The organism is Corynebacterium macginleyi, assembly GCF_003688935.1.
GTDB lineage: Bacteria > Actinomycetota > Actinomycetes > Mycobacteriales > Mycobacteriaceae > Corynebacterium > Corynebacterium macginleyi.
On sequence record NZ_REGE01000006.1, the window covers coordinates 35,424 to 48,041 of the forward strand.

Consider the following 12,618-nt stretch of genomic DNA (forward strand, 5'->3'; position numbering starts at 1 on the left):
GTCCCACTTGTGCACGCAGTGTGGCCGACAACGGGGGTCAACGTGTGGAAATTTTACCGGCTTTTCCACAACTTCGAAAGGAGACTTTTAGTGCACAGTATTATATGCCGCCATTACAGGCATGTTTCTACGCGTAGCGCTGCAAGAAAAGTGCCTCTGCGGCGGCGATGTGCTCAATCTCGGTGGGATCAACGGACTCATTGGCGGAGTGGATGGTGCACTTGGGCTCTTCCACGCCGTAGAGCGCGATTTCCGCTTCGGGGTGTGCCTCCTGCAGCTCGGTGGTCAGCGGGATGGAACCGCCCATGCCCTGCGCTGCGGTGTCCTTGCCATAAGCCTCGGATAGGCACTGCCCCAAAAGTGCCACAGCGGGCTTTTCTGGGTCGGTGGAAAAACCAGCATTAGCCTCTACCACCTCTGCTTTGACGTGTGCGCCCCACGGCGTGTGGTTCTTCACGTGCGTGCAGACGGCCTCGCCAATAGCGCGGGCATCGGTGCCGGCCGGAACGCGCAGGTTCAGCTTGGCGGCTGCGGTAGCGGGCACGGCGTTGACGGCATCAGCCACCGGGGTAGAGGTAAAGCCAGTGACGGAGATGGCCGGGCGGGACCACACCAAATCCGCTACCGGGGTAGCGCCCTCGGGATCCTGGGAACCCATGATCTCGGTGCCCTCGAGCAGCTGCGCATCGCTGCGGAAGGCTGCGGCCGGGTAGTCCTGACCTGGCCAGTGAGCACTGGTATCCACGCCATCGATGACGGTGCGTCCGTACTCATCCGTAAGCGAATCCAGCGCGCGCATCAGTGCCTTGACTGCGTCCGGGGCAGCGCCACCGAATTGGCCGGAGTGCACGGGTGCGGCCAAGGTAGTGACCTCGACCTCAATCTGTGCGCCGCCGCGTAAGGAAGTGGTCAAGGTGGGCTGCCCCACCGCAGCATTACCAGCATCTGCAATCAAGATGGCATCGGCAGCAAAAAGCTCCGGGCGGTCCTTAATGAGTTGGGACAAGCCCTCCCCGCCACGCTCCTCAGAACCTTCGATGAGATACTTCAGGTTCACCTTGGTGCCACCATTGGCCTCCACAGCGCGCAAGGCTGCCAGGTGCATAGCCACATTGCCCTTGCAGTCTGCTGCGCCGCGGCCATACCAGCGGATGGTACCTGCAGCATCGGCGCGCTCGGTCAGGGTAAATGGATCCGAATCCCAGGCAGCGGGGTCTCCTGCGGGCACGACATCGTAATGCGAGTACAGCAGTACGGTCTTGGCACCTTCTTCGCCCTTCCGCTCGCCCAGAATGGCGGTGGAGCCATCCGCAGTGGTGATGGTTTCTACCGTTACGCCGGCTTCTTCCAGCGCGGCCTTTACCCACTGGCTTGCGCCCTGAGCCTGGGCTTCCAAACCTGGCTCATTGTGGACGGAGTTGAACCCAACGAGTTCGCTGAGCTGGCGGAAAATGGTGTCACGATCGCTGCGTACGGCGTCAATAATATCTGTCATGCACCCCACGGTACTCTGCCGCAGACTGGTCATAAAGTAGGTCGCACACTAAACGGAATAGGTACACGGGCGGCAGTGGCCTAAAATTTTCCTTATCTTTCCGCCGCATACCTCCAGTGTTCGACGCGAAGATGAGTGAGACTTAAAACAGTAAAGCAATACTAGAAAGGACCTGGCATGGCGACCATGCAAGATCCCGCCGCCGGTTCACAGGCCAGCCTGCCCGAGTTGACTCTGCGCGGAGTCATCATCGGCGGCCTGATTACCCTGATTTTTACCGCCGCCAACGTCTACCTGGGCCTCAAGGTGGGCCTGACGTTTGCCACCTCCATTCCTGCCGCCGTGATTTCCATGGCGGTGTTGCGCCGGTTTGCCGGGCACAACATCAAAGAAAACAACATCGTGCAGACCATTGCTTCGGCCGCAGGCACGTTATCCGCCATCATCTTCGTCCTTCCCGGCCTGGTCATGGTGGGTTATTGGCAGGGCTTTGGGTTTTTCGCAACCGCCGGCGTGTGCATGATTGGCGGCGTGCTGGGTGTGATGTATTCCATCCCGCTGCGCCGCGCGCTGGTGACCGGCTCCAATCTTCCCTATCCGGAAGGTGTGGCCGCCGCGGAGGTCCTGCGCGTCGGCGACGGAAACGGCGACGGCGCCAGCCACGGGGAGAATGCCAAGGGCTTGCGCGTCATCGTCGTCGGCGGCTTAATCTCCGCCGCGATGGCGCTGTTGAGCTCGATGAAGGCCGCAGCCGCTGAAGTTTTTACCTATTTCAAACTCGGCGCTGGCGCCACCACGCTCGGCGCGAGCCTGTCCACCGCGCTCATTGGCGTTGGCCACCTCGTGGGCCTGCAAGTAGGCATCGCGATGTTGGTCGGCGTGGTCATCTCCTATTTCATCCTGCTTCCTATCCGCACCGCCGGCGATGTCGGGCCTGCTGCCGCGCTTGCCGATGTCGTCGATGCCACCTTCGCCAATGACATCCGGTTCATCGGCGTGGGCACCATGGCCATTGCCGCCATGTGGACGCTGATCAAGATTGCCGGCCCTATTACAGTGGGTATCCGCCAGTCTTTGGCCTCGTCGCGGACTCGTAAATCGGGCGGCACGGTCGATGTGACCGAGCGCGATATTCCTTTCCCTTACGTGGCAACCACCATCGTGGTGTTGATGGTTCCTATCGCGCTATTGCTCTGGGACTTCGTGCAGGGTACCGATATCCATGACCACATGCTGGTGCTCATCACCGTCTCCGTGCTCTTTACCCTGCTGGTAGGCCTGATTATTGCCTCCGTGTGTGGTTACATGGCCGGCTTGATCGGTGCATCTAACTCGCCAATTTCTTCCATCGGTGTCATCGCCGTGCTCACCGCCTCCCTGGTGATTGCGACCGTGACCCGCGGCACCAGCGCCGAACCGCTCTCGCTGGTGGCCTATACATTGTTTACCGCCGCCATCGTCTTTGGCATTGCCACCATTTCCAATGACAACTTACAGGACCTTAAAACCGGTCAACTGGTTGGTGCTACCCCGTGGAAGCAGCAGGTTGCACTGATTATCGGCGTGGTTTTCGGTTCCTTGGTCATTCCGCCGGTCCTGCAGCTGATGCTTACCGGATTCGGCTTCCAAGGCATGGAAGGCGTCGGTGAAGACGCCCTTGCTGCCCCACAAGCCGCCCTGATGTCTTCGGTTGCCTCCGGTATTTTTGAAAACTCGCTCAACTGGAGCCTCATCTTTACCGGCATGGGGATTGGCGCAGTCCTTATCATCGTGGACGAGTGTCTTAAAAAATTCACGGCCAACAGCTCGCTTTCTCCCCTTGCTGCCGGCATGGGCATGTATCTGCCCGTCGCACTGACCGTCGTTATTCCCCTCGGCGCCATCCTGGGCACCTTTTATAATAAGTGGGCTGCACGGCAATCTCGCCCAAAATTTGCCAAGCGTATGGGCACGCTTTTGGCCACCGGCCTTATCGTAGGCGAGTCCCTTTTTGGTGTGGTCAATGCCGCCATTATTGCCGCCTCCGGCGGAAATAGCCCGCTGGAGGTCTTCTCCGGCGGTACCTTTGCAACGGTGTTCGGCATCGTGCTGTTTATCGCTGCGCTGAGTTTCATCTACCGCTGGACTGCGCGCAAGGTGCATGCCCCTAAGCAGACCGAGAACCCAGACCAGGCCGGAGCAGGCAAGCGCTAGTCCCGGTTACACGCGCTTGTCCTGATATATGCGAGACATACCGATACATCTGGCGCCTCTGCTTCGGCCCAGATCGCTAGCGGCAAGCGCGTTGCACCTTGCAGTCGGCGTGGGAGAGTGCCAGAATGGTCGTTAGCACTCGCACGGAGTGAGTGCTAGATAAATCTCCATCGTTGTGGTTGAGGTTGGTCCACACTCACCAGCCATGCCGTCGCGGGCCTCCACAGCGAGAAAGACGTGAGTGTCGTCCTGAAAAAATCCAAGGAGCACAAACACTATGGCAAAGATTATCGCTTTTGATGAAGAAGCCCGCCGCGGCCTTGAGCGCGGCCTGAACACTCTGGCTGACGCCGTCAAGGTCACCCTCGGCCCCAAGGGTCGTAACGTCGTCCTGGAAAAGTCCTGGGGCGCACCCACCATTACCAACGACGGTGTTTCCATCGCTCGCGAAATCGAACTCGAGGATGCTTACGAGAAGATCGGTGCCGAGCTGGTTAAAGAAGTTGCCAAGAAGACCGATGACGTCGCTGGCGACGGCACCACCACCGCAACTGTTCTGGCACAGGCACTCGTCCGCGAAGGCCTGCGCAACGTAGCCGCTGGGTCCAACCCCATGGGCATCAAGCGCGGTATCGAGATCGCCACCAAGAAGGTTGTGGACTCCCTGCTGTCTTCCGCTAAGGAAGTAGAAACCCAGGAGCAGATCGCCACCACCGCTGGCATCTCTGCTGCCGACCCAGCTATCGGCGAGAAGATCGCCGAGGCTATGTACACGGTGGGCAATGGTTCTGTAAACAAGGACTCCGTTATCACCGTGGAAGAGTCCAATACCTTCGGCGTGGACCTTGAGGTTACCGAGGGTATGCGTTTTGATAAGGGCTACATTTCCGGCTACTTTGCCACCGATATGGAGCGCCAGGAGGCAGTACTGGAAGATCCCTACATCCTGCTGGTCTCTTCCAAGATCTCCAACATCAAGGACCTCGTCCCTCTGCTGGAGAAGGTCATGCAGTCCGGTAAGTCGCTGCTGATCATTGCTGAGGACGTGGAGGGTGAAGCCCTATCCACCCTGGTCGTTAATAAGATTCGCGGTACCTTCAAGTCCGTTGCCGTGAAGGCTCCGGGCTTTGGTGACCGCCGCAAGGCTACCCTGCAGGACATGGCCATCTTGACCGGCGGCCAGGTCATCTCCGAAGAGGTCGGACTCTCCCTAGAGACCGCCGAGCTCGAGTACCTCGGCCAGGCACGCAAGGTCGTGGTTACCAAGGATGAGACCACCATCGTCCAGGGTGCTGGCTCCCAGGAGCAGATCGACGGCCGGATCAAGCAGATCCGCGCCGAGATCGAGAACTCCGATTCGGATTATGACCGGGAGAAGCTCCAGGAGCGCCTGGCTAAGCTTTCCGGCGGTGTGGCTGTGCTCAAGGTCGGTGCCGCCACCGAGGTTGAGCTCAAGGAGCGCAAGCACCGCATCGAGGATGCCGTCCGAAACGCTAAGGCAGCGGTGGAAGAAGGCATCGTTGCCGGCGGCGGTGTTGCCCTGCTACAGGCCGCTTCCGCGCTTGACTCCATCGATGCTGCCGGCGATGAAGCCACCGGTGTAAAGATCGTCCGTGAGGCACTGTCTGCGCCGCTGAAGCAGATCGCCCACAACGCTGGCCTTGAGCCGGGTGTTGTCGCGGATAAGGTTTCCGGACTGCCCGCCGGCGAGGGTCTCAACGCCGCTACCGGTGAGTACGTAAACCTCATGGAATCCGGCATCAATGACCCAGTAAAGGTGACCCGTTCCGCACTCCAGAATGCTGCCTCCATTGCAGCCCTGTTCCTGACCACCGAGGCTGTTGTGGCCGATAAGCCAGAGCCTGCTGGCTCCAACAACGCTATGCCTGACGCTGACGCTATGGGGGGCATGGGCTTCTAAGAGTACTGAACAACTCTTAACCCATACTGAGCCCTCGCTCTGTATGACTGGTGAGCGTCAGAGCTGCCCCCCTTCACTGCGCCCTCCACTGTGTGCTCAACGCACACGGGGAGGGCGCAGCTGCGTTTAGCCCCGCCTGTAAGATGCGGTTCTCGATGAGAACCGTGTTCATAGAAATTGAACTATTCCTCGGTTTACCAGCAATCGAACGAATGCAGGTCTACTGAGGGTTTCACCACGGGGGCTTGATCGCGGACTATGATGGTGAGCCCTTCGTATGACACGTAGGCCTACTCCCTGGGCTCGAGCGCGCGGTTGTGTGACAACAACCGCCAGATCGCCGAGGTCTTCCTACATGCGCGGGACATGTGGTCTTGACAGGTTGATAATCCGCACCGCTGCCACTAGGTCAGTGGAACCGCGGGTAGATACGACCTAAAGGTAGCGCGTAGCGATCAATGTCGCGAGGGTGCGCCTTGCTCGTAGCAGTTGCTCAAGCAGTCAATCGGGGAAGAACGCACCGTGGCGTAGTTTCGGCATCGCGACATGGATCGTGCCGCCCCGAATGTCAAGGTAGCGGTGACTCCAGCCGGCGGCTTGGATGCCGCGGCCGGCGCAAGCCAACCCATGTTCTGCGCCCCACACAGGGCCGGGCCCGGCACTTGCCAAACGTGAACACCGCAGGGAAATCGACCAGGAGCCAACGCTCACATCGACGACATTCCCCACACCCAAATCCTGCGATCCATGCCAGGAATGGGGCCGAAACAGGACCTCAGCTCCTCATGACTGTCGGGGATATGTGTGATTTTCCCACGCCTAGACTTGTAGCCTCATAAGCTGGGCTCTCGACCCGGACACACCAGTCAGGCACTTCAACAATGTCGAGCACGCTGAATAGAGCCGATAACAAAAATTAAAGAACGCCCCATGACAATCGTCATGTGCATCCATGAGATTCCACGAGCGTGCACGGCAATTCTATGAATGAAAGCGCGATTAAGGCAGGTGTCACCGCTCCGTAGTCGTGGCACTCGACCGCAGAAAAATCAATATCCTGTGCACCATGGTGCGCAACCCCGAGTATTCCCGCGACTCCGCCCCAGCGAAAGGAAGCCGCAACAGCCTAACCCCTAATAACGAAACAAGCCGACTGGGCAAAAGCCCAGTCGGCTACCTGTCATGCGCATAAACAGCACGCCTAAAAATCCCGAGTTGAGTATCCGCTCCCAGCCGCCCCACCCCCGAGATTGACGAAGTGTAGGGGACCCCCATTCGCATACTAGAACGAAAAGTGCGGACAGCTCTAAATGAACTGACCGCACTTTTAAACTCCAGCGTAAGATGTCTCCTCCGTTGGTACCCTGACTACTTCACGTGGTGATGTTTATATGTAGCCAGAGCGCCGGAAGATATGCTATCGCCATTAAATCCGAATGTCGTGAATCCGCGAAATTCTTTGATAGGCGCGTGGACTAAATCAACTTGCCTAGTGCATTGAGATCGAGCTGGAGGTCGGAAGAACCGAAATCAGAAGAACCAAAGTCAGAAGAACCGAAGTCTTTCAAGAAGTCAGGAGAAATATCTCCGTTGAAAAATTCGAATTCAGAGGAGCCAAGGCTGTTCAGCAGATTGGAAGAACCCGTTTCCTGAAGGAAATCAGAGGAGCCCGTACCGTTCAGGAGATCGGAAGAACCCGTTTCCTGAAGGAAATCAGAGGAGCCCATACCGTTCAGGAGATCAGAAGAACCCGTTTCCTGAAGGAAATCAGAGGAGCCCATACCGTTCAGGAGATCAGAAGAACCGTTGTCCTTAAAGAAATCAGACGAACCGTTGTCCTTAAAGAAGTCAGAGGAGCCGAGACCGTTGAACGACTCAGAGGAACCCGTTTCGTTAAGGAACTCGGAGGAACCGATGCCGTTCAATACGTCTGAAGAACCCGTATCCTTGAGGAACTCGGAGGAGCCGAGACCGTTCAAAGACTCAGAGGAACCCGTTTCGTTAAGGAACTCGGAGGAACCGATGTTTTCAAAAGAAGATCCGCCGATTTCCAAGTTTACGTTTTCTGGCAATTTAGGCGAGAACAGAGGTGGAAGCTCTGGGAAGTTAACCTCAGGGAGCTTGATGTCGGGAAAGCTTCCGCCGGAGACTTTTACTAGCAAGTCTTTGATCGGGCTGGAAACAATCTCATTAATCTGGAGCAAAAAATCCACGGTGAATCCTTTTCAACTGCTGAAATTGTACTGATGGGATTGGGTGCGGCCCGAAAGCGTTTAACGACAGGTTCGCACTCAAAGCAGTATAGGTTAATTTTGGAATTTCGCAAGCATAGCTTTTCCTGATTGACCAAATTTGGGGTGGATTTATATGGGCCTGACCTCTGGAAAATGGGCAGGTTGGGGGTTAGTGATGCTGCTGTGGTTCATGTAGCTGAAGTTTCGGACTTACAGACATCAGGAGCCATGCGATTACACCAAGAATGCCGGCGGCGCGTGCTGTGGCGCATGCACCACCGGAAGACATCTTTCCGGCAGATAATCGGATTGTCACAATCGGACATGGTGGTAGATTACCAATCTTGCCAACTCGACTCGGCTGGATATCAGGTGTCCACCACATGGGCGTCAGGTCCCCGCGTCTGAAGGTGCCGTGCAGGACTTAGGGGGCACCACGAACCTGCTAGGCGGCGGCATGAGCGAATAACTCAGAGACTTAGAGGGCAATCGCTTGGAATGTTCATTGAGCGTCGGGGCATCACCATGGACCGGTGGATTTACGTGCATGATGAATATCCTGTAGCGCCGTTGGAACTGCCAAACAACACAACTTGGGATGAATGGAAGAAAGCTGCCCCTCGTCGCCTAAGTGAAAGAAGAATTCACAAAAGCTGCCCCCCAGACAGTCGACCGGCCATAGGCTACCCTGACACCGACAACAAATGGAATTCGAGATTAGGTATAGGAAAAGGTCGGGTCGGACGCACCTGAATCCACATGAAATTTTTCTTCAGCCTACACTCCACGGGAATCAGTAAAGAGCTCATTAAATAACAAAAGGTGTCTGGTCGGCGAAATGCCAACCAGACACCCATGTTGCTATATGGTCCGCAGCCTCTAGTTGGAGAAGAATAAAATATTGACCTTCATCAGTTGCCAAGATGAGACTTTTATGGCTTAACTAGCGGAAGCAAGCTCAGTCGTTCTTTAGCACCTGATTCAGGGTTTTCTATCCGAGCTGCGGATAAAAGAATAAGAATATTACTTACCCTTGTTGAAACCGAAGAGACCACCCAGGCCGTTGAGGGTGTCAACGATGCCCTTTGCGGTGTCTACGCCCTTCTTGGCGTTTTCCAAGCGCTTGCCGGTGAGCTCGGCCTGCTCCTTGGGATCCTTCTTGGCAGGAGTCTTCTTATCCAGGGAAGAGTCTGCGTTAACAACCTTATCGAAGGTGGTGGTTTCTTCTGCAAGTGCTGCAGGGGTTACGGTGGACATAGCCAATGCAGCTGCTGCAATTCCAAGAGTTACTTTACGCTTCATTGTAGGCTCCTTGAAGTTCGAATTCCGGTGTGGACGCCACAAGCATACCCTGAAGCTGGTGATTCGTAAAGTGCTTCGCATGATTTAATCACGCCATCGATTCTTTCCTCGGTATTCGTAGCAATTCCCATTTGTGCCTGTGACGTAAGATGCGGTACAGCTACAGGCTTCAGAAAGTGGTCATATCACCCATTCGCACCTTCATCAGATCCTCGGAAGATTGGGATTAATCCGCCGAACTCAAGCTTGATTCTTCGCTCGTGATGAGAAGCCTATGGTTTCATTTAGTCCCACCCAGCAAGACAACATGAGTCAACCCTCCCGATGTGCCCACTTTCCGGGGTCGTGCCCGGTACGCTCTAGCCCGGTACGCTCTAGGGTTTTTATTTTCCCTTGTTCTCTTGTTGGGAGATTACTCCCGCGAAAAGTTAGCGCGCTAGGCGTCTAAATTCGGGTTAAACTGAGTATATGCCTGATATTAAAGACGACGACCTTCCTGAGATTGACCTTGCAAAAACCGACGGTTTCGTCGTTGATGCAACGGATGAGGATGATCCCTCGCTGATTTTGCCGGATGGCTCTCCGGTCGAGACGTGGCGCGAAAATTTTCCTTATGAAGAGCGCATGTCTCGCAATGAATACGAGTCTATTAAGCGTGCACTTCAAATTGAGCTATTGAAGTGGCAGAACTGGACTAAGGAAACTGGCCAGCGCCACATTATTCTATTTGAAGGCCGCGATGCTGCTGGCAAGGGAGGTACCATCAAGCGCTTTAATGAGCACTTGAACCCGCGCGGTGCACGTACCATTGCGTTGGAAAAGCCGTCTCCACGCGAGTCTACCTCCTGGTATTTCCAGCGCTATGTGGAGCACTTTCCGGCCGCGGGTGAAATCGTGTTCTTTGACCGTTCATGGTACAACCGCTCCGGCGTCGAGCGGGTCATGGGTTTTTGCACCGAGTCCCAGCACGCGGAGTTCCTGCGCGAGGTGCCGATGTTGGAAAATATGATTTTGGGATCGGGTATTTCGCTAACCAAGTTGTGGTTTTCTGTTACCCGGAAGGAACAGCGAACGCGCTTTGCTATCCGCCAGATTGACCCGGTCCGCCAGTGGAAGCTTTCGCCGATGGATTTGGCGTCCCTGGATAAGTGGGACGACTACACGCGTGCGAAGGAAGAGCAGTTCCGTTATACGGATACTGAAGAATCGCCGTGGATTACCATTAAGTCCAATGATAAGAAGCGAGCCCGTGTCAACGCGATGCGCTACGTTCTGTCCAAGTTCGAATACACCAATAAAGATTATGACGTGGTAGGCGAGCCTGACGGGAACATCGTCAAGCGTGGTCGCGATCAGATTGGAGATTAGTAGCGTTAAGTTCTACCGCTTTTGAGCGGAGAAAAACCAGGGATTGGTCTTCGCGTTGTGCTATGGCTGGGTGCCAATATGTTTGCGGACAACTCAGGCGAGGAGATACGGGCATTGTTAAGTGCTTGGATTCTTGGCGGTGGCGCCCCTTACGCTCACAGAACGCCTCATTTTCAATCGCCTGCGCCAAGTCGTCTTCTGTCAGGTGCTGACTGCGAAGGCCACTCGTTGTTGCTCCCATGATATTTTCGGCGAAACAATCCACCACTGCTGAAAAGTAGTTTTTCGTCATCAGCAGAAGAATACGTTTCACCAAGGGTGGTGGGGCATTGGCAGGATTTCGTCCACAAGCCCTCCTGCTAGTTGATTTATGACTGGCGCTTTTTAGGTGTCATGACCTGAGATGTGAACACACTGATGGTATTCACGGCTGTTTTTTAAAAAAATGCCAGTTATAAGACAAAAACGCTTGAATTTCATTCCTTGGGAAACTACTATCAAGGTGACCTGAATTCATTCAATCAGTATGTGTGATGCAAAATACTATAAGGAGTACTAGCATGATCAGGAAGAAGCTTTGTGTCCTGGCCACCGCGACCGCTGTATCCATGGCGCCTATCGCAGCGTCGGGAACCCTGAGTGCTACCGCCTTCGCGGGCGGCGGCCACCCAGCAGCAGTAGTACCGGCAGAAAAGCTTGACGTGCTCGGTCGCTCGACCATTTCCGATAAGCAGATCGCCGACGAAGACGGCTACTTCGATAGCAACGACGGCCACGGCGTCAAGATCTACTACCGCAAGCAGCTAGTACTCAACCCACGTGGCAACGTCGTGTTGGCACACGGAGTGTCTGAGCATTCCGGACGTTATGACTATGTGGCTAAGCGTTTATTGGACGCCGGTTACAATGTGTATCGCGTGGATCACCGCGGGCACGGAAAGTCTGCGTCCGGCAGTACGCCGTTGGGACACATCGATAACTTCCAGTTTGTCCTCAATGACTTTGACCGCGTTGTCGACATGGCCAAGGGTGAGAACCCCAACGTGAAGACCTTCCTATTGGGTCACTCCATGGGTGCGCTGGCTGTTCAGGCATATGGCATTCGTCAGCCTGGCAAAGTTGATGGAATCATCACCAATGGCGGTGGTGCGCCGTTGAATCTCTCCGGTAAGAAGGCAGCCGGACAGTTCATCACGCCGCAGGAGATTTCTCAGGTACAAAGAGAGCTCAGGCCCACCTTGTTCGAGCGCCTGCCGTTGGCGGATATCACCAGCTTCAACGCCAACTATGCGCAGAACCTGATCCCGCACCGCACCCACATTGGTGCGCAGTCGCCGGAGCTTAGCAAGTTGATCATGCTCCCCAACCCCTTCACGGACGGTATCTCTACCATCCAGGCCGTGAAAGATGAATACGCTACTAGCCCACTCATCGCACAAAAAACCAGCGCTGGTACCGCGCTGCAGCTGGGTGCTATTGCTACCTACAATGCCGTGAACGCGGACCTATTTAATGCGCCGACGCTGATCATGCACGGCACGAAGGACGGCATCGTTCCCCCATACTTCTCCCAGGACTGGTACAACTCCATTTCCTCTCAGGATGTGGAATACATCAACTGGGTAGGCCAGAAGCACGAGGTCTTCAACGAGCCAGCCGCTGACCAGGCCCTTGACACCGTGGTTAACTGGCTAGACCGCCACGTGTAAAAGTTAGGCTGCGCCGGCTTTTAAGCCCCGCACACGTTGACCTGCTTACCCTGCCGTAGGGCCGATACTAAGGCTTTGACGGGTGGGGAAGCAGGTCTTTTACGTCTGACTAAAATTTTTGATACCTGCGTAGGAGGTGCCCAACTCGGTGGGTATAGCCGTTATGGGCAGTTCTTCCATGAGGTGCGGGGCTAAATCACGGCACTCTATCGTAGCCACGCCTCAGCAATCCTCGTGACATTTGGCAAGGCGCAACAGAGTGTTTGTGCGCGGAACAGGGAAACCGCGAAGAACTACAGACTTGCATGGTTCTGCGATTTTGCCTCGAAGTCTGCCTACCAAACCCATCTCGAGCTTGACCTTGTGGGGGCGTCTCAAGCCGGGTTCGGTGTCGGA

General features: G+C 55.6%; 8 protein-coding genes. 4 read left to right on the top strand and 4 right to left on the bottom strand.

Features of this window, described 5'->3' with window-relative positions; translation table 11 throughout:
• Positions 1 to 127: 127 nt before the first annotated feature.
• Positions 128 to 1,495 (bottom strand): dipeptidase, encoded by a 1,368-nt coding sequence (locus tag D9V82_RS05810; RefSeq protein WP_121911485.1) that lies wholly within the window; start codon positions 1,493 to 1,495, stop codon positions 128 to 130.
• 177 nt (positions 1,496 to 1,672) lie between these two features.
• Here D9V82_RS05810 and D9V82_RS05815 point away from each other — a divergent pair, with 177 nt between their 5' ends.
• Together D9V82_RS05815 and groL are read left to right on the top strand one after the other, a co-directional pair.
• Complete coding sequence (locus D9V82_RS05815; protein WP_121911486.1) at positions 1,673 to 3,688, top strand: OPT family oligopeptide transporter; 2,016 nt, start codon at positions 1,673 to 1,675, stop codon at positions 3,686 to 3,688.
• Between the two features lie 277 nt (positions 3,689 to 3,965).
• Positions 3,966 to 5,609 (top strand): chaperonin GroEL, encoded by a 1,644-nt coding sequence (gene groL, locus D9V82_RS05820; RefSeq protein ID WP_121911487.1) that lies wholly within the window; start codon positions 3,966 to 3,968, stop codon positions 5,607 to 5,609.
• A 501-nt stretch (positions 5,610 to 6,110) separates the two neighbouring features.
• Here groL and D9V82_RS12030 read toward each other — a convergent pair.
• The 3 genes from D9V82_RS12030 to D9V82_RS05830 all read right to left on the bottom strand — a co-directional run bounded on the left by D9V82_RS12030 (position 6,111) and on the right by D9V82_RS05830 (position 9,145).
• Positions 6,111 to 6,338, bottom strand: coding sequence for a hypothetical protein (locus D9V82_RS12030; protein ID WP_147446190.1), 228 nt, complete (start codon positions 6,336 to 6,338; stop codon positions 6,111 to 6,113).
• A 746-nt stretch (positions 6,339 to 7,084) separates the two neighbouring features.
• Positions 7,085 to 7,822: a hypothetical protein gene (locus D9V82_RS05825; protein ID WP_121911488.1), complete on the bottom strand. Its 738-nt coding sequence runs from the start codon at positions 7,820 to 7,822 to the stop codon at positions 7,085 to 7,087.
• Between the two features lie 1,044 nt (positions 7,823 to 8,866).
• Entirely contained in the window at positions 8,867 to 9,145 is a 279-nt protein-coding gene (locus tag D9V82_RS05830) for a hypothetical protein (RefSeq protein ID WP_121911489.1), read from the bottom strand.
• A 468-nt stretch (positions 9,146 to 9,613) separates the two neighbouring features.
• Here D9V82_RS05830 and ppk2 point away from each other — a divergent pair, with 468 nt between their 5' ends.
• Both ppk2 and D9V82_RS05840 read left to right on the top strand, forming a co-directional pair.
• Complete coding sequence (gene ppk2, locus D9V82_RS05835) at positions 9,614 to 10,513, top strand: polyphosphate kinase 2 (protein WP_121911490.1); 900 nt, start codon at positions 9,614 to 9,616, stop codon at positions 10,511 to 10,513.
• 560 nt (positions 10,514 to 11,073) lie between these two features.
• On the top strand, positions 11,074 to 12,222 hold the full coding sequence (locus D9V82_RS05840) for an alpha/beta hydrolase (protein ID WP_121911491.1): 1,149 nt from the start codon (positions 11,074 to 11,076) through the stop codon (positions 12,220 to 12,222).
• The last annotated feature ends 396 nt before the right edge of the window (positions 12,223 to 12,618 follow it).